The sequence below is a fragment of the Nonlabens antarcticus genome (genome assembly GCF_015356755.1).
Lineage (GTDB): Bacteria > Bacteroidota > Bacteroidia > Flavobacteriales > Flavobacteriaceae > Nonlabens > Nonlabens antarcticus.
This window is the reverse complement of the sequence record NZ_JADFCO010000064.1, coordinates 319,223-337,473: the sequence shown is the minus strand read 5'-3', so window position 1 is coordinate 337,473 and position 18,251 is coordinate 319,223. Positions and strand designations below refer to the sequence as shown.

Here is an 18,251-nt window from a genome sequence, read left to right as displayed (position 1 = left end):
TAATCAAAAATAGGTAGGCTGCCTCTAAAGTTTATTTCGAAAATATATTATTCCTAAGATTCTGGGGAAAGAGAATTCCCATTTAGAGTAACTGTATAAGTAATACCCACCACACTATCAAACGTCTTAGATACGGAACAGTACTTTTGAAAACTCAGATCTGCAGCGCGTTGTACTTTTACAGGGTCCATATTACCTTCTAACATGACGTGACAATTCATACTTTTGAATGGTTTTGAGCCGTCCAGCTCTACTCGATCACCGGTAACCTCTACTTTATAGGATGTGATTTCCTGTTTCTGTTTCTTGAGAATAGCGATAATATCGATCGCACTGCAACCCCCAACTCCCATCAGGATCAACTCCATGGGGCTAGAACCTTGAACGACTTCGCTTCCTTTGTTATCAATCATTACGGGAATTCCTGAGGCTCCTTTAGCTTCTAATAAATATTCCGTGCTTATTCTTTCTAGGGTAACTTTCATTGCATCTTGTTAAAGCAAGAAAGGTCGGTAATCATAACGACTTGCCGACCTTCCTTCTATTGATTTTTATAATGTTCCACTTTTATTTGGGATGGGATGAGTTCGCTTTCGCGAAAACGGAAAAATATTTATTTTTAAGTGAATCTCAAGAGTTAAAAGTAAAATTGATAACTGACAATGAATTGCCGTCCTATTAAAGGAAATGAACTTACAGAAGTGATATTGGAGTCGTTGGAAACTACGGTATAATTCTTTTGATTCAAGAGGTTTATCGCTTTGAAATTCAACTCATAATTCTTCTCTGATTTAAAAATATACCTGAAATCAAACAAGTTATTGCTATTGTCATTAGCGCCAAAAATATTACGCTGCCCATTCCATGTGAATTCTGTATAATGATTCTCAAACACCTCTTGACCAAAAATTACCTGTGCGCTGTAGCTGTAAGAATTTAAAGCAGAACCATCGTTGAATGATTTGTTATTGAAAAATCCAAAATCTGTGTTGACATAATACCAGCTGATAGGATCGTAGTTTCCTTTCAGATTAACTTGATAGTTATCGATTCTTAAGTTAGTAAAATCGTTGTTGAAAAAAGTTTCCAATCTCTGCGAATTGTAACTTCCCGAGAGTTTAAGATTGATTTTTTGTCCAACCGTTTGTGAAATATCTGATCTCAAGTTAAAGAATGTATTCTGCGTAGGTTGATCTATGAAGTTTAAAATCCTAAATCCATTATCGTCGAAATCTAATGCTAGAGTCTGAGTATTTTCCGTGATGCCATAAGTGGCACTGCCATTGAAAAAGAAACCCTTTAGAATATTTTTGTAGTTCCATCCAGAGCCAAAATTATAATTCCTACTGCGCTGGATGTTATTCTCAAATCTTGAATTCCTATTGTAGTCTGTTATCAAAAAACTGGTCTGGAACCTATTCAAATCTGCAATGCTATTAGAGATGGATGCACTACCGTAGGTAGACCATTTTGAATTGAAGCGTTGGTTAATGTTAAGATTAGGTTCAAAAAAAACTTTATTGATTTGGTCATTGGTATCTTGACTATCGGTACTATTCACATTGTTGTAGCTCAGTTTGCCAGTTACAGTTAATCTTGTACTGCCGTATTCCTGCTGTAGGATCGATTTGACTGAAAAATTGTTGAAATTATAATCTTGTGAATTTTGAAAAGGCACGATTTGATAATCTGTAGAATTACTTTGATCTAATCCTGATTCCAGCATCTGCTTGCGATAATCCCATCCAGCAACAACATCGATATGACCTTTTTTTAATTGCTTGAAATAACCTGCATTAAAATTTAGAAGCAATTGTTCTGTAGCTATAGTTTGATAACTATACTCATCTGATGTGCTATTTAGAACATCAAAAACTTCTGGAACAATTCCAAACTCATCATTGGTGTTGGTATATTGTACAAGACCGTCAAGACTCCAAAGATTTGATTTTGTTTTAATATTATTCTGGAATGAAGCAAAAATCGTCTGTCCATCTTTCACCATTTCAGAATCAAAACGATTCGTATTCAATAAGGTGCGCGACGATTGGTTATCATGGGAGCTTTTTGCATAGAGATCAACTTTTAAATAATTGTTATCCTTGTTATCTTCATAATAACCTTTCAAGTAATGATTTCGAGAGATATTAAAATAATTGTTTGATTCTATATTTTCTATGAGTCGATCGTTCAATTGGATAGTCTCCCTAAAGGAGTTCCCAAGGAATACCTCATCATAATCTGTAGAGTATCCTATTTTATAATTGCGTTTATTTTCGTCTACAGTAATGAAGTCTATGGTTGTATTTCCCGTATGTGTGTCTCGCCAGTATTTACGATCAAGGTTTGTCTGTTGATTGCGGTTCTCATTAATCAAATCAATATAATCGAGTTCTGGTTGTGGCGTATTCAATTTGAAAATAGAAATACTGCGATCTTTAAAAACAAGATCATCTCCTAAGTCTGTAGCCTTGAGGCTTCCCACAACCTGATATTCAGGATTGATAAAAATAGGTGTAGTGCTGATGGAACCACTAAGAAATGGATTGGCTACCGCTAGATCTGTTATTCCAGTAAAGATATTGGCATTTTTAGTGGAAAGGTTGATGGAAACGCCTTTAGCTTTTGTAGTTCCCTTGTTGACTTTTTTATGGGAATGGTTTTGCAAAACCTCAATATCGTCAATTACACCAGCTGGCAGTCCTTTGGTAGCAATAGTATATCTGTTTTCTAATAAATCAACACCATTGATATATAGATGATTGATGAATTTACCGTTGTGAGAAATGTAACCTTCATCATTAACCTCAACACCAGGAATTCGTTTTAATACATCTTCAATGGAACTGTCCTTATTATTTTGCCATTGACTCACAGAATAGCTTAGTGTGTCTCCTTTTACTTTTAAAGGCTTTTCCGCTGTAACTATTACTTCCTTTAAAGCATTTTCTCTGAAGTTGAGAACGATTGTATTAGTGGTTGTAAAAGAAGGTTCAAAATACCTGTCGTCAAAGTTTATATGCTTGACCAAAAGATAAAAATTTGAACTAGAATCTTCAAAGTTTTTCAAAAATTCGAAATAACCTTTGGAGTTGGAAATTTTATAATTAACGAATTTAGTTGAGTCAGGAATTTTATATAGCAAAACAGTAGCTCCAGACTGGGCTACTCCCGATGAATCTACGATAATACCTTTTATGGGTTTTTGACCATAAACCGTATAGCTCGTGGTTGAAATAACGAAAAAAAAGAGAATAAACTTTAAACTATAAATCGTAGTTCATTTTTAAAATTCACTATTAATAAATAATACATAATGTATTATTTATAACTCAATAAAGTTAGTCTTTTTTCTCATTTTTGAACTAATATTTCTTATTTCTTGAGGATCGTCATTAGCTATTTCAACTCCAGTTGCACTCAAAAAACCAGACCAACTGGACATAGCTTTCAATCTTATCTCAATGTATTCAGTAAGAGAAATCTCCTCAAAATCTGAGCCAATTAGGTAAAAATCACTTACAATAGAAGGTGTCTTTTCAATTGGCTTATATTTGTATAATGAATAAATATAATGCTCCTCATTATCTGCTGCGTAAATGACCAGTCCAGGTAAGCCATGAAATTTGTAAGGCCCAGCTGTGAGTGGTATTTCTTCGGTATACCATAAATTCCAAGTTCTACCTGAATAATTGGCTTTAACTAATTTGCAATTAAAGCCATTTATTAGTTTTTCTTCGTTAGTAAATTGATATGAAGGAAATTCATCTTCATAAATGACATAGTTAGTTAAACCAACAATATCTTTAGTGGTCACACCTTTGGATGATACGCCAACAATACTTTGAAAATTTCCTCTAGGAACTTTTTTATGTTGTAGTGTTTTTTGCGATTTAGATAGTGAACTGTTATTGATGGAATCGTGATAAAACTTTGATTGACTTAAAAATACGCTTCCAGTGGATTTAGTTATCAAATCAAAATATTCAACATTATAGGCATCTAAGTCTACATTCAACTTGTAATTTAACTTATAGGTGACCTTATAATCAGGATAATTTTGTCCAAATAAGAGAAAAGAAAAAAATAATGATAATACTGAAAAAGCAAATTTCATTTTATTTATCTTGGACCAACTTCAATTACCTCATCTTGAGGATTACATCTAATCTCATCAGCGATTATAGACCATACTTCTTTCTGTCCTTCACCCCAATTTCTAGGAAAACCAACGCAAGAGTCTCCGCCACAACTGTATTCTACTAATTCTGTTCCATCTGGACAAGGCCCCAAAACACCTCCAGGATCAGTTTCAACAATAGCCATTTTATTGTCCATAGAAGAAATGGATAGAGTGAATAATAAAAGACTTGTTGTGATCGTTGTAAATAATATTTTCATTTGAATAATTTTTTATTAATATTAATTTAAAGGTTCCGCTATTAGCACCTCCTGTGGTCCAGAACATCTTATATCATTTGCGTGTTCCGCCCAATCAAGTTTTCTATCATCATTCCAATTATCAGGAAAATTAACACAACTACTTCCACCACATGTATAAATAACTTGGTCAGCACCTTCAGGACAATCGGGATCAACAACGCTTGGAGAAAACCAAACTAATAAAATGGCAACACTCGAATAAATAAGATTCATAATTTTGTTTTTTGGTTGCCTAAAGAAAGAAAGAAAGAGTTAAAAAGTCAATGAAGTGTTAATACTTCAAAATCTCCTCAATCTTCACCTTAACCTTCTCCGTACTGGGTATCATCGTTTCCTCTAAAACCGAATTCAATGGTATCGCCGGCATATTCTCAGAACCTATGATCATAACTGGTGCATCGATATATTTAAAACATTCTTCCTGAATGCGACCTTGCAAGGCTCTTGAGAAACTGTTATCACTTGGTTCTTCCGTCACCACCAGACATTTACCACACTTCTTCACACTTGCAAAAACCGTCTCATAATCCAGCGGGTGTAATGTTCTTAGGTCTACAATTTCTACTCGGTCTTGTAAACCGAGTTCTTTTGTCGCATTCATAGCCCAATGGACACCCATTCCATATGTGATGATGCTCAAGGTTTCTTCTTCTTCCTTTTTCCAGATTTCTTGCAACACATTTGCTTTACCAAACGGTAGTACATAATCGGCACTGGGCTCAATGCTGGTAGCGCCTTTGGTGCCTTTTACTTTTGACCAGTACAATCCTTTGTGCTCAAAAATAACCACTGGATTCGGGTCATAATAGGCAGCTTTCATCAAGCCTTTCAAATCGGCACCGTTTGATGGGTACGCAATTTTCAATCCTCTAATGTTTGACACCACACTTTCCATAGAGCTGGAATGATATGGCCCACCAGAACCATAAGCACCTATGGGAACGCGCAATACCATGGAAACCGGCCATTTTCCTTCACTCAAATAACAGGATCTGGAAACTTCCGTAAATAATTGGTTCAATCCAGGCCAGATGTAGTCGGCAAATTGTACTTCTACGATAGGCTTTAATCCCGCAGCGCTCATTCCCACGGTACTTCCTACAATAAATGCCTCCTGGATGGGTGTATTGAACACTCGGTTATTACCGAATTTCTGTGCCAGCGTTGCTGCTTCTCTGAATACTCCGCCCAATCGATGCCCCACATCCTGTCCGTACAACAAGCATTCTGGGTGCTTGCGCATCAATTCTTCAATGGCAAACAACGCGCAATCTACCATCACGACTTTCTCTGCACCTGCTGGCGATCGTTCGCCTTTTTCCTCGGTGATCGGTGTGGGTGCAAAGTCGTGTGTGAATAAGTCGGCCGGTTCTGGATCGGGCATTTCCATGGCGCGTTCTAGGGCTTCTTTGGTTTCCGCTTTCGCGAAAGCGTCATACCCATCAATATCCTGCACCGTAAAATCATTTGCAAGCATCAAATCCCTAAATCGCGGGTATGGATCACGGCTTCTCGCCTCTTCCAAATCGTCGCGGTAAAATTCCATGCGAACCCCACTGGTGTGGTGATTCAACAAAGGCACTGTCGCGTGAACGAGGAATGGACGCCGCTCTTTCCTCATGGTTTCAACCACTGTATTTATGGTTTTATAACTCTCTTCAAAGTCAGTCCCATCAATCGTAATGCGCTCAATACCGTGGAATCCCGCGGCATATTCATACGCATTCTGCGCTCTAGTCTCATCTGCACTCGCACTAATATCCCAGCCGTTATCCTGAACTAAATATAAAATAGGGAGTTGCTTGAGAGCCGCCATCTGGAACGCCTCCGCAATTTCACCTTCAGTAACAGATGCATCGCCTAAAGAACAAACTACAATAGGAAGTTCAGAGTTGGAAGAACTTGAATCTGAATTGGAACCAGAATCAGAACTGTTTTTCAGCGCTTTACGTGGATTTTCCGCAGATACAGCGCCGAATTCCTTCTGTTGCTCCGCAGTCACATCAGTTATTCCCGTCAAGAGGTCTCCGCTTTCACGCAGATACATTGCCATCGCCGCTCCCGTCGCGGGAATCGCCTGCATACCAGTAGCACTCGATTGGTGTGGTATTTTCGGCTTATCAATATCGTTGAGGGATGGATGCGAATAATAAGTACGGCCACCAGAAAACGGATCTGCTTTTTTGGCGAGCAACTGCAACATCAGATCATAAGGCTTCATTCCTATCGAGAGTAACATTGCATCATCCCGATAATAGGGAAACATGAAATCCTGTGGCAGCAATTGCATTCCAACGGCCGTCTGGATGACCTCATGACCGCGACTGGTAGCGTGAACATACTTAGAAACCTTTTTGAAGTTTTCCTCGTAGAGTTCTGTCATCGCCTTAGCGGTGGTTAGTGTTTTATATGCTTTTTCTAAGATGTTCTTATTCATGTTCACAAAGATATGTGGCTGTGTTGCCGTGGTCTAATTTCTAGACGCCATTATTAAAATTACTGGACAATGGATTACAAAACCGTATCCCATTGCCGCACCTGATAACTAGTCCTGTCTTGATCTTGACCTCCGGCATAAACAAGAGTTTTTTGCCTCACCTTATTTTGAGTAAGATTGTCAAAATAATCCATGTTCTTAAACAGTTTATCAGTTATTGTGGTGGTACTCTTGATCTCATAGACTTTATAAGACGTTCCATGCTGGGTCAAGACATCAACTTCTTTTTCATTTGAATCGCGCCAAAACCAAAAATCCAGCAATAATTGCTGATGCTCATTTTGCTTGATTATTTCTGCCATTACCAAGTTTTCAAATAAACTTCCCTTCAAATTTTCATCAATGTCCTCTATAGTTCTTATACCTAAAAGGTAGCAAACCAATCCCGTATCGTAGAAATAAATTTTGGGTGTTTTTACCACGCGCTTACTATAATTTTTAAAATAGGGCGACAACTGAAAAATCAAATAACTACTTTCTAATATGGATAACCATGATTTTGCCGTAGGCTGTGAGATCCCGCATTCATTTGCCAGATTATTTAGGTTGAGTAACTGTCCGTGACGTGCGGCGCATAGGCTTAAGAAATTTGTAAACCGACGTTTGTCCTGAACGTTTGTAATCATAGCAACATCTCGTTCTACATAAGTCTTGATGTAATTTTTATAAAAAATAGAGGGATTTAAATTCCTGTCATAAATAGCAGGATAAAAACCTTTAATCGCCATTTCCTTCCAATTCTTCAGCAACAAACCTTCGTGCTTTAATTCCTGCGCATCAAAAGGCAGTAATGTGAACAAAGCCACCCGACCAGCTAAACTTTGTGTAATACTTTCCATTAATTGAAAATTATGTGAACCCGACAAAATGTATTGTCCCATCAATTTATCGTCATCAACTTTTGTTTGCAAGTATGAAAAAAGCTCTGGCACTTGTTGCACCTCATCTAAAATTACGGGTGCGGGATAATGCTGAAGGAATTTGTTGGGATCGCTTTTTGCAAATTTTCTGATATCTGGATTTTCTAAAGAAACGTAGGCAAACCGTTTAAAACATTCCCTTAATAAAGTTGTCTTACCAGACTGTCGCGGTCCCGTAATTGCAAGTATGGGATATTGTGCTAGCCCTTCTTTTATCTTCGCCTCTAATTTCCTTCTAATTACCTGCATAACAGCTCAAAGATAGTTTTAATTTTTATAGTTTTATTAAATTTATTTTGAGATTACATAGTGTTTATTTTGAAATTACATAGTGTTTATTTTGAAATTGCATAGAAATAGATAATTTAAAATATGTGTCCAAAAGCCTTTTAACCTCTCGCTTGTTCCAAATAATCAGCCACTTTCCTCAAAAAACTACCTCCCAAAAACCCATCTACAATCCTGTGATCAAATGATAGTGATAACATCATCATACTTCGTATTTCGATACTATCCACTCCATCTTTTGTCATCACCTCAGCACGTTTCTTAATAATACCGGTTGCAAGAATTGCCGCTTCTGGCTGATTGATAATGGGTGTTCCCATTAAGGAGCCAAAAGTACCTACGTTAGAAATGGTGAATGTTCCACCCTTAATATCATCGCCGCCTAATTTATTTTCTCTCGCCAGATTTGCCATGCGGTTGACGTCTGCTGCAATTTCTGGTAATGATTTCTGATCTGCATTTTTTACTACGGGAACGATTAGGTTTCCTGATGGTAAGGCGGTTGCCATTCCTACATTGATATTTTCTTTGACAATGATGTTCTTACCGTCAACGCTAGCGTTGATGTTGGGAAATTCTTTAATGGCTCTAGCGACCGCGTCCACAAAAAGCGGTGTAAACGTCAAGCGCTCTCCGTGTTTTTCTTGAAATGGTCCTTTATTCTTATTACGCCAGTTCACAAGATCTGTAACATCTGCTTCTACATAAGCCGTCACATGCGGACTCGTATGCACAGAATAAACCATGTGATCTGCGATCATGGAACGCATGCGATCCATCTTGATGATCTTACCTGTTCCCTTATCAAATTTCAATTGCGGAATGCGATATGCCGTTGGATCAGGTTCATTTGAAACTGATTGAGCAAACTGGTTAGGTCTACCATCATTCAAATATTGAATCACATCGCTTTTGCGCAATCGGCCTTCGTTTCCCGTTGCTGGGATGCGGGCGAGTTCTTCGTATGAAATATGATTTTCTCGAGCAATTTTATCCACCAGCGGACTTACAAACAAATCTTGATTTACGTAGGAACTAGAGACAGATTTTGAATTTCCCGTGCCGACTCGTTCTTGACTACCGCTCGAACCGTTTTGTTTATTTGATTCAGCCCCTTTCTTCATCGAAATGTGCTCGACTGTGTTCGAACTTACATTCTTTTCCTTTTCTAAGTCCTCAAGTCCCGCGGGTTTTTTAATTTCTTGATGGTCATCGGTAGCTGTTACCTCAGATTCAGGTTTGCCATTTGAGGCTTCTAATTGAGCCACTGGTTTTCCTATTTCCACCACATCTCCATCGCTGGCAAGGTGTTTTACCATCATTCCGTCAAATGGTGCGGGCACCTCATTATCCACCTTATCAGTTCCTACTTCAACTAGTATATCACCTTCCGAAAATGTCTCTCCTTCTTGTATGAGCCAATTCAAAATAGTTCCTTCTGTTATAGATTCTCCCATTTTTGGGAGTATAAAATCTGTCTTGTTCGCCATATCTCAAATTTACGGAAACTAACGCTTGTTAGTCGTGAAGATTATGTTGGAATTTTGGTATTGACAAACGACTGGCTCGTCTATCGCTACGTTCTGAACTTTTTTACGAACTACGGATGACTACATGTTCTTCGTAACCAGATCTTGTTAATAAATCGACCTAAGACTAGCTTGTATTGAGCTCCGCTCAAACCTTGCTGACGTAGGACGTAAGATTAAAAAACAGATTACTTTATCGCTATGCTCAAACAACGTTTCCTTGAGACTTTTATTTTTTCAACGAGCAGACTGAAGTCTGCCCTTAGGAAAATAAGGCTATAGAAAAATAATTTTATTATTAGAAAACAATCTAGAGGTTTTGCCCAAAACTAGTCTTACGTCTTATGTCACGAGTGTTTCCGAAGGAAACACGAGTTATCTTTTGTCAAAGCCTTTCATCTCCTGCAACGTCTTATAAAAATCTTCCTGCACAGGTCGGTTAGCTGGAATTTCTCTTAACGGTTCGACTTCTTTCATAGTCTCGTAGCAATCTGCGGGAAGCTGCTGATATAACTTTGTGCCCGCCGTTTTCCAAGCGATCATCTCATCACTGACGTCTTTAATTTTTTTGGCTGGGTTTCCTACTATCAGACTGCGTGGCTCAAAAATGGTTTCCGCTTTTACAAAGGACATGGCACCTACAATACATTCATCGCCTATCACCGCATCGTCCATAATCACGCTGTTCATTCCTATCAAGCAATTCCGACCTAAGTTCGCACCATGAATCACAGCACCATGCCCAATGTGTGCGCTTTCGCGAAAGCGGATACTTTTTCCCGGGAACATATGCACCGTGCAATTCTCCTGCACATTCACGCCATCTTCCAAAATGATCTCACCCCAATCACCGCGTATCGCGGCACTAGAACCGACATAACAATTTTTACCGATAATCACATTACCAATAACGGAAGCTAGCGGATGAATAAAACTGCTCTCGTGAATGACTGGGATGTGGGATTTGAAACTGTAAACCATATATGTTAGTGGTTAGTGGTTAGTGGTTAGTGGAAATTATTTTTTTGATTCAAATGACGTATTAATGATGTTATCATTTTGCAAAGCTCTTCTAGATATTCTCTATATTTTTCAACTAATTCTAGATCAACATATTCTCTAAGTCTTGCTTTTGTTAAAATTGCTACGCACTCATGCGCACTATCTCTAGACATTCCTAAGTAGCGTGTAAAGTTCTTGTCCGTACTTGAAGAGCCTTCAGCAATATTTAGAGCGATGCTGTCTGCAGCTCTTGCAAATTGTGATGTGAGCCTATAAATTTCTTTTTGAGGAAATTGATCAATGGTTGAGGGACAAGTTCTCCGTATTGAATTGATTTATTATAAACATGAAGATCTTCGAAACGGAAATGAACCTTTGACATATTAATTATATAAGTAATTGGCGTTTAAAGTATCTTCTTTGATTATTTGCATATTCTACTTTCTAACCTCTAACCTCTACGAACTACTATCTAGCGAAAGCGCTTCAGCGTCTCCTTAGTAAACTCACTCAACACTAACTTTCCTGAAATCTTAGCGCGTTCTGCTAATAGCTCATCCCAATTCTCGCAACTCGACCAAATCATTTCTTTCATGTGTTTCATCGCTTCTGGATTATAGTTGCATAGGTTTTCAGCAAAGGATTGTATTGCGGTGTCCATTTCTTCCGTGGATTCATAAACCTCGGCAAACAGCCCTTTTTTCATTGCCCATTCTGGAGTGTAAAACTCATTGGCATTGATAGCAATCTGACTCATACCACTGACGCCCAATTTGCGTTCCACTGCTGGCCCAACTACAAATGGCCCGATTCCTATATTGAGTTCGCTCAATTTGATGCTGGCAAATTTTGTAGCAAAACAATAATCGGTGGCACTCGCCACTCCTACTCCGCCGCCCACGGTTTTTCCTTGCACGCGACCGATTATGAATTTAGGACACTTGCGCATGGCATTTATCACATTTGCAAATCCCATAAAGAATTTTTCACCAGTTTTCTCATCATCAATGGCAATCAGCTCCTTAAAACTTGCGCCCGCACAGAATGTGCGTTCGCCTCCAGATTTTAGAATGATGACTTTTGTAGCTTCGTCAGTTCCAGCATCTATTATTGCTTTTGCCAGTTGCGCAAGAATATCTCCCGGCAGCGAGTTGTGCGCTGGGTGGAAAAATTCTATGGTTTGTATTTGATTTTCTGTTGTTGTTTTTACGTATGGTTTTGTCATGGCTTTAGCCGCATCCGCGAAGGCGGATGTCTCTTTTTAAAGCAACTTAGGTTGATGGAATTCGCAAACCATTAATTGCCGTTGTTAGTATTATATGTTAACATCCATCATTTCAAACCCTAAATCCCAGTTGGTGCTTAAGTCTATCCATTCTGGATTCTTTTCTTCAATTATTCTGATTTTCCAATCTCGATTCCACTTTTTCAATTGTCTTTCTCTTTTCAATCCAACATCTCTAGAGTTCAAGATTTCAAAATATACTAATTTATCTAGATTGTATCGTACAGAAAAAGTTCCTGGATGTACTTTCCTTTTATGTTGACTGATCCTAGATTTTATGTTTCCTGTTTCTCCTATGTATAACGTTCCATTCCTTTTATTGGTTAGGATGTATACGTAGTGAGGCATTTTATTTGAGGTTGTTTTGCATAGGTTTTGTTGGTTTGTTTGGAGTTAGAGACATCCGCCTGCGCGGATGCTTGAACAGTTTAGTCTTTTAGGCTAAACTGTTCAAGATGATGACTCAAATGTTTCCGCTCTAGCAAGCTCCACTCGTACTTACTCAACTCCCCAAAAACAGCGTTTTTAGTCGTCAACTTCGGATTGCGTTTGAAGTAATCTAGATATTCTTCTCGTGCTTCCAGCATCCTAGCTTTTGCTGTTTCTAGATCTTCATGTTTTAAATCTTCCAGGGTGCCGTCTTTTTTCATCAATGGCATCTTGTGATTCTGTGGCATTTTATCATAATCCCAAAGTGTAGTTGCTACTTTTTCCAAATGCTCTTCTGGTGTAGCGACTTCAAAATCTTGAATCTCGCCGCTGGCAATTCTGTAACTCATTTCTAAATGCTCGACCATGTGTTGTGGTGTCATCGTTCCCCATTGTGGTTTTGAGTCCTTTTCCAGTTTTGATAGTGCTTTTTTGATATATTTTTCCGTGATTTCTGGGAAAACGTTTTGCTTTTTCTCGACCATCGTTAAAATCGTAGCAATGGCTACCAGCGATTCTGCTTCTTCATCTGTTTTACCATTTTCATAATCGACGGGTTCTGCATCAAAAACTTCTACGTACCATTTTACAATTCCTGATGGGTGCTCACGACCGTTTACGTCACGTTCGCGTTTTTCTTTACAGGTTAATCGCACGTAAATAGTGTCGTTATGGTACAGCGGTCGCAAGAATCTGATATCCTCTAATCCATAGTTGGCCGAAACTGGTCCTTTATTAGGGTACACGAATAATCCAGCCGCCGCACTGATGATAAAATAACCGTGAACAGTACGCTTTTTGAAAATGCTTCCTTCCAAGCTGGTAATATCCGTATGCGCATAAAAGTGATCCCAAGTCAGGTTTGCAAAATTCTGGATGTCAGAATCGGTTAGGGTTCTTTTGTGCGTTTCTAGGCTCATTCCAGGCTTGATATCCTCATAATGATAGGCAAACGGATGCTTTTCGGCGTTTTTGTAGGCGCCATTGGGTTGATAAATTCCCGTGATTTCTGTCAATGATGTTGGGCTTCCCTGCACCGCACAACGCTGTAAATAGTGTTTGATACCGCGCAATCCGCCCATTTCTTCTCCGCCTCCGGCACGTCCTGGGCCACCATGAACCAGCAATGGCAATGGCGCACCGTGACCCGTGGATTGTGGTGCAGATTCTCGGTTCAAAGTTAGAATTCTCCCATGTGATGATGCGGCGTTGATGGTGTACGCTTTAGCGAAAGCGTCATCGCCAGTAACCACACTGCTCACCAGAGAACCCTTACCCATGTGAGCCAGCTCGATCGCCTCGTCCAGATTTTTATACGGCATCAAGGTACTGACCGGGCCGAAGCATTCCACCTCGTGAACTTGGGTATTTTTAAACGGCTCGTTTTCACGCATCAAAATAGGCGACATAAAAGCGCCTTTTTGAGCGCGATCACCATGTATTTCTACCTCGTTAAGATCGCCATAAACGATATCTGCCGTTTGGGAAATCTTCTTAATTTGTTCTTTCACCGCTGCTTTTTGATCTTCGTTAATCATGGCACCCATTCTAGTTTCTCGCAACAAGGGATCACCGATTACCGTTTGGGAAAGTTGTTTGCCTAAGGCTATCTGAACATCTTCCATCAGGTTTTCTGGAACAATAACCCTACGAATCGCAGTACATTTTTGACCAGATTTAGAAGTCATTTCCTTGCGGACTTCCTTAATAAATATGTCAAATTCTGCCGTTCCTGGAACCGCATCAGGTCCCAATACCGAAGAATTTAGTGAATCCGCTTCCATTGTAAATGGTATCGATTCTTCCAATAAACGTGGGTGGGATTTTAATTTTCTGCCAGTGGCGGCGCTTCCGGTGAAGGTTACTACGTCCTGGGAGTTTACGGTATCTAATATGTTTGTGGTCAGTCCACTCAATAATTGCAATGCACCTTCCGGCAAAATACCGCTGGCTATGATCTCGCGTACAACGGCTTCTGTCAAAAATGCCGTTTGTGGTGCTGGTAAAACGACAGCTGCCATTCCCGCCATCCAGTTGACCGCACATTTCTCCAGCATTCCCCAGACGGGAAAGTTAAAAGCATTGATATGAACCGCAACACCACGCCGTGGCACGAGAATGTGATGCGCCATAAAACGGCCTCCTTTTGAAAGGTCAATGGGATCGCCTTCCACTGCATAAGATTGATCTGGAAAAAGTTTTCTAAGGCTAGCATTTGCAAATAGATTTCCAAAACCGCCTTCTATATCTACCCAAGAGTCAGCGCGAGTAGCGCCGGTTCTGTAACTAATTTCGTAAAATTTTGCCTTGCGTTTCTCCAGATACAGCGCGAGTTTTTTGATCATATTACCGCGTTGCTGGAAGGTCATTTCTCGCAAAACCTTACCGTGATCACGACCGTATTGCAAGGTCGCAGCGATATCAAGATTTGCGGTAGAGGTCGCTCCTATCTGCTCGCCGGTAATGGCGTCCCACATGAAACGCTCGTTTCCATCGAGTTGTCCTGCCTGCCATTGCCCGTTGATGTAGCTTTTTAAGATCATAGTTTTAAAGTTGTTTTGAAGGCTGTTTGTGAGTTGGCTTTCGCCAAAATGAACTACTAACCATCTTCTCTGCTAAAATACAAAATAGGCACGGGAAGACTAACAGTTGTTAGTGCAAACTTATTAATAACCGACGCGACAAACACATGCGTTTCACCAGCATTACTACAGTCTGAAAGCATTATTTTTGGGTAAGAACTGGAGGCTATGGCACAGCAAGATCTTTTGGAAAAAATTAATTTTGATCTCATTGAGTGCGGTACCGACGAGGCTGGTCGCGGGTGTCTCGCCGGGCCGGTAACTGCAGCAGCCGTCATTCTACCACCAGGTTTTAATTATGCAGGACTGACCGATAGTAAAACGCTTTCGCGAAAGCGAAGAAATCATCTGAGGGAAGTCATTGAAGACGCAGCTTTGAGCTATCATGTAGCGCATGTTTATCAAGAAAAAATTGATGAAATCAATATCTTAAATGCCAGTATTCTTGCCATGCACAAAGCTATTGATGGGCTTTCCATACGCCCAGAGCATATTGCGGTCGATGGAAATAGGTTTCACGACTATCCAGATATTCCCGCGACTACCATCATCAAAGGCGATGGAAAATACCTGCATATTGCGGCGGCATCCATTCTTGCAAAAACGTATAGGGATGAATATATGGAGTTGCTCGATACAGACTACCCACAGTACAAATGGTTAAAAAACCAAGGTTATCCCACAAAGGAACACCGTGCTGCAATACGAGAATATGGCGCGACTGATCATCATCGTAAAACCTTTAGATTGTTGCCCAAGCAATAGAAATCGCCCATATAAGTTTCACAAAACCCGCGTCTGTTCTCGCGTAAATATTATTTTTGTTCAAATTGTCACCCATGAGCAGAGTTATAGGATTATTGGTTTTAGTTTTATTCTTTGCGAGTTGCAGCGATGATGTCTACATAGAGAATGCTTTAGTGCACAGCATCCCAACCGATTCTAAAATCATTATCGCACTTTCTGATCTGCAAGATGTGGATGATCTGATCCAAAATAACCCGGTTTTTAACCAACTACAATCCCTTTCTAGAGTTCAAGAGCTGAAAAAAGCTAGCACATTTCTCGAAAATTATGATCTGAAAGATGATTCCTTTATTGCATTAAGTATTGAAGGAAAGAATCAAGTAGCCATCACTTTAGTAACAGATGATTTTAAAAGTACCGCAGACAGTATATCTGTAAAGAAAACCATAAGCTATAATGAAGTTGATATTATCGAACGCTCTGTTCCTAACGGTAGCTATTTTACGGCTGATAAGAATGGTGTCCACATGGCAAGTTCCTCGCTTTTAGTCCTGGAAAGTTTGATACGACGCGATATTGAGGGCTATGTATTTGATTCCAGTTTTGAAAAGCTATTTGATCGGACCCACAACGACCTCAACTTTTATGTAAAGGCCACAGATGATCAGTGGTTATATCAATTTCTGTTAGGTAAAAACAAATCAGATCAAGGTAATTATGCACAGTGGTACCAGCTGGAAATGAAGGCAGATGCCAAGTCTTTGCACATGGAAGGTCTGCTTATATATAAGGACAGTATCAAGCAAAAACACGCGCTATATAACAACCTGGACGCTCGAGAAAACCAAATAGATAAAATTGCTCCTGCAAACAGTCGTTCTCTATCTTCCGTCACCTATACAGATGCTGATGACTTGATAGCTAACCTCAATACTTTTTACAACCGTAAACCTGCTATTCCTAAAAACATTAAGGAGTTGTTAGCTAACTCTCAGGAGATTTCTGAAATACAATTAGAAAGTGGTGCTGCGCTGGCATTTACATTACAATCCTATGAAACGCTTTTTATAGACCTTGATAGTTTGAGCAGTGCAAAAACTACGTATCGTGATCATTTAATCTACAGTCTCACAGATCCTATCCTGACGGCTTCTTTAAAGCCATTAATTCTTGATGGAAGTTTTAAACAGCTTGCGATATTAGATAATTTTCTGGTTCTCGCGGCAGAACCCGGTATTGTGGAAGAGATCATATCCAACTATGAAAATGGAACTACACTTTCTGCGCAATTCTGGTGGAAAGAAGCCAGAAAAAACATGAGCAACAGCAGTACTTTACTTATTGTCACGAGCTTGCAAGCCCTAAAATCACCCTTAGTTTCTTTAAGCAAGGAAGATCAAAAGGTACTGGATCAACTGGATGGAACTGCAACTAAAGCTATTATAAGCCAATATGTTCACGAAGATAAATATGCATTTTATAGAATGGAAATTCCGTTCACGGCAGGAGAGGCGGAACAACCGCTCGTTGCTCAAGTAGGAACTTACAAGCCTGAAAAAAACATTATTGCTGGTCCGTTTTTATTTCCAAACCACCTGAACGATACTCAAGATGTCGCTTTTCAAACGGATGACTTAAAACTCACCTTGATTTCAGAAAACGGAACACCCTACTGGAGCAAGGAGCTGGATTCTAAAATTCAAGGTCAAGTAAATGCCGTGGACGCCTACAAAAATGGTCGCAAGCAGTTGCTATTCTCCACTTCGAAAAATGTGTATTTACTCGATCGAGATGGCAATGACGTGGATGCCTTTCCCTATAAATCCAGTAGTCCCATAACGCAAGCTTTGAGTGTTTTTGATTACACGAATGACCTCAACTATAGAATTGTAGTAACTACTGGCGATGATTTACAAATGCTGGATGCAAGAGGGGAAAAAGTAAGTGGCTTCAACTATAAAAAAAGTGGTGCCATTACCAGCAGTCCACAACATTTTAGAAAAGGAACCAAAGATTACATTGCCTTTACAACAAGTAAAAACCAACTCAAACTCTTGAGTAGAACCGGCGAGGTACGCACAAACATCAATGAAAATATCGACGCTAGAAGTCCGCTATATTTTAATAATAATTTAGTCCAACTGGTGACCAGCGATAATAAATTGCTGCACATCAATCCCACGACGGGCAAAGTCGTTACTACAAAAACTTCGCTCAATGCAGATAGCCATATCTACATGACCGATCGCAGCCAGCTGATTCAAAATAAAAATGTGATCCAGTTTAACGGAAACAAAATAAGCTTGCCATACGGCTCCTATCTTCCAGCAACCATTACCAAAGTAGGAAATAAAGATTTTGCTACCATCGTTGACGACGGAGAAAACAAGGTGTACATACTCGACAATCAAGGTAAAACAATTCCGTTTTTACCAGTTTACGGGAATGGCAGGGCAGATATTTCAGGTAGTAAGGACCGTTATTTGACTACCCGGGATGGCAATGACGTTATTATTTATAAGTGGTAAT

15 protein-coding genes are annotated in these 18,251 nt (G+C 39.5%); 2 read left to right on the top strand and 13 right to left on the bottom strand.

The window, feature by feature from the left end; translation table 11 throughout:
• Positions 1–53: 53 nt before the first annotated feature.
• From IQ282_RS07625 to paaZ, 13 genes are all read right to left on the bottom strand, one after another.
• A complete protein-coding gene (locus IQ282_RS07625) occupies positions 54–485 on the bottom strand; it encodes an OsmC family protein (RefSeq protein WP_194851252.1) in 432 nt (143 codons plus the stop codon).
• A 152-nt stretch (positions 486–637) separates the two neighbouring features.
• A complete protein-coding gene (locus IQ282_RS07620; protein ID WP_194851251.1) occupies positions 638–3,031 on the bottom strand; it encodes a TonB-dependent receptor in 2,394 nt (797 codons plus the stop codon).
• Positions 3,032–3,325: 294 nt separating this feature from the next.
• Complete coding sequence (locus tag IQ282_RS07615; protein WP_194851250.1) at positions 3,326–4,117, bottom strand: GLPGLI family protein; 792 nt, start codon at positions 4,115–4,117, stop codon at positions 3,326–3,328.
• A gap of 5 nt (positions 4,118–4,122) precedes the next feature.
• Positions 4,123–4,401: a hypothetical protein gene (locus IQ282_RS07610; RefSeq protein ID WP_194851249.1), complete on the bottom strand. Its 279-nt coding sequence runs from the start codon at positions 4,399–4,401 to the stop codon at positions 4,123–4,125.
• Positions 4,402–4,422: 21 nt separating this feature from the next.
• Positions 4,423–4,656, bottom strand: coding sequence for a hypothetical protein (locus tag IQ282_RS07605; protein ID WP_194851248.1), 234 nt, complete (start codon positions 4,654–4,656; stop codon positions 4,423–4,425).
• A gap of 58 nt (positions 4,657–4,714) precedes the next feature.
• Positions 4,715–6,880, bottom strand: coding sequence for an alpha-ketoacid dehydrogenase subunit alpha/beta (locus IQ282_RS07600; RefSeq protein ID WP_194851247.1), 2,166 nt, complete (start codon positions 6,878–6,880; stop codon positions 4,715–4,717).
• Between the two features lie 74 nt (positions 6,881–6,954).
• On the bottom strand, positions 6,955–8,109 hold the full coding sequence (locus tag IQ282_RS07595) for an ATP-binding protein (protein ID WP_194851246.1): 1,155 nt from the start codon (positions 8,107–8,109) through the stop codon (positions 6,955–6,957).
• A 140-nt stretch (positions 8,110–8,249) separates the two neighbouring features.
• Complete coding sequence (locus IQ282_RS07590; protein WP_194851245.1) at positions 8,250–9,638, bottom strand: dihydrolipoamide acetyltransferase family protein; 1,389 nt, start codon at positions 9,636–9,638, stop codon at positions 8,250–8,252.
• A gap of 414 nt (positions 9,639–10,052) precedes the next feature.
• Positions 10,053–10,658: an acyltransferase gene (locus IQ282_RS07585; RefSeq protein ID WP_194851244.1), complete on the bottom strand. Its 606-nt coding sequence runs from the start codon at positions 10,656–10,658 to the stop codon at positions 10,053–10,055.
• 26 nt (positions 10,659–10,684) lie between these two features.
• Entirely contained in the window at positions 10,685–10,957 is a 273-nt protein-coding gene (locus IQ282_RS07580; protein ID WP_317174194.1) for a four helix bundle protein, read from the bottom strand.
• A gap of 194 nt (positions 10,958–11,151) precedes the next feature.
• On the bottom strand, positions 11,152–11,904 hold the full coding sequence (locus IQ282_RS07575) for an enoyl-CoA hydratase/isomerase family protein (protein WP_194851243.1): 753 nt from the start codon (positions 11,902–11,904) through the stop codon (positions 11,152–11,154).
• A gap of 90 nt (positions 11,905–11,994) precedes the next feature.
• A complete protein-coding gene (locus tag IQ282_RS07570) occupies positions 11,995–12,312 on the bottom strand; it encodes a GIY-YIG nuclease family protein (protein WP_194851242.1) in 318 nt (105 codons plus the stop codon).
• Between the two features lie 80 nt (positions 12,313–12,392).
• Positions 12,393–14,936, bottom strand: coding sequence for a phenylacetic acid degradation bifunctional protein PaaZ (gene paaZ, locus IQ282_RS07565; protein ID WP_194851241.1), 2,544 nt, complete (start codon positions 14,934–14,936; stop codon positions 12,393–12,395).
• A gap of 207 nt (positions 14,937–15,143) precedes the next feature.
• On the opposite strand from paaZ, the gene IQ282_RS07560 reads away from it, so the two are divergent.
• A complete protein-coding gene (locus IQ282_RS07560; protein WP_194851240.1) occupies positions 15,144–15,740 on the top strand; it encodes a ribonuclease HII in 597 nt (198 codons plus the stop codon).
• 74 nt (positions 15,741–15,814) lie between these two features.
• Entirely contained in the window at positions 15,815–18,250 is a 2,436-nt protein-coding gene (locus tag IQ282_RS07555; protein ID WP_194851239.1) for a hypothetical protein, read from the top strand.
• Position 18,251 lies beyond the last annotated feature (1 nt).

What these genes read in the sequence shown, in the direction of transcription:
- IQ282_RS07625 (WP_194851252.1), bottom strand. Translation starts at nt 485, where the DNA reads ATGAAAGTTACCCTAGAAAGAATAAGCACGGAATATTTATTAGAAGCT.
- IQ282_RS07615 (WP_194851250.1), bottom strand. Translation starts at nt 4,117, where the DNA reads ATGAAATTTGCTTTTTCAGTATTATCATTATTTTTTTCTTTTCTCTTA.
- IQ282_RS07610 (WP_194851249.1), bottom strand. Translation starts at nt 4,401, where the DNA reads ATGAAAATATTATTTACAACGATCACAACAAGTCTTTTATTATTCACT.
- IQ282_RS07605 (WP_194851248.1), bottom strand. Translation starts at nt 4,656, where the DNA reads ATGAATCTTATTTATTCGAGTGTTGCCATTTTATTAGTTTGGTTTTCT.
- IQ282_RS07600 (WP_194851247.1), bottom strand. Translation starts at nt 6,880, where the DNA reads ATGAATAAGAACATCTTAGAAAAAGCATATAAAACACTAACCACCGCT.
- IQ282_RS07595 (WP_194851246.1), bottom strand. Translation starts at nt 8,109, where the DNA reads ATGCAGGTAATTAGAAGGAAATTAGAGGCGAAGATAAAAGAAGGGCTA.
- IQ282_RS07590 (WP_194851245.1), bottom strand. Translation starts at nt 9,638, where the DNA reads ATGGCGAACAAGACAGATTTTATACTCCCAAAAATGGGAGAATCTATA.
- IQ282_RS07585 (WP_194851244.1), bottom strand. Translation starts at nt 10,658, where the DNA reads ATGGTTTACAGTTTCAAATCCCACATCCCAGTCATTCACGAGAGCAGT.
- IQ282_RS07575 (WP_194851243.1), bottom strand. Translation starts at nt 11,904, where the DNA reads ATGACAAAACCATACGTAAAAACAACAACAGAAAATCAAATACAAACC.
- IQ282_RS07570 (WP_194851242.1), bottom strand. Translation starts at nt 12,312, where the DNA reads ATGCCTCACTACGTATACATCCTAACCAATAAAAGGAATGGAACGTTA.
- paaZ (WP_194851241.1), bottom strand. Translation starts at nt 14,936, where the DNA reads ATGATCTTAAAAAGCTACATCAACGGGCAATGGCAGGCAGGACAACTC.
- IQ282_RS07560 (WP_194851240.1), top strand. Translation starts at nt 15,144, where the DNA reads ATGGCACAGCAAGATCTTTTGGAAAAAATTAATTTTGATCTCATTGAG.
- IQ282_RS07555 (WP_194851239.1), top strand. Translation starts at nt 15,815, where the DNA reads ATGAGCAGAGTTATAGGATTATTGGTTTTAGTTTTATTCTTTGCGAGT.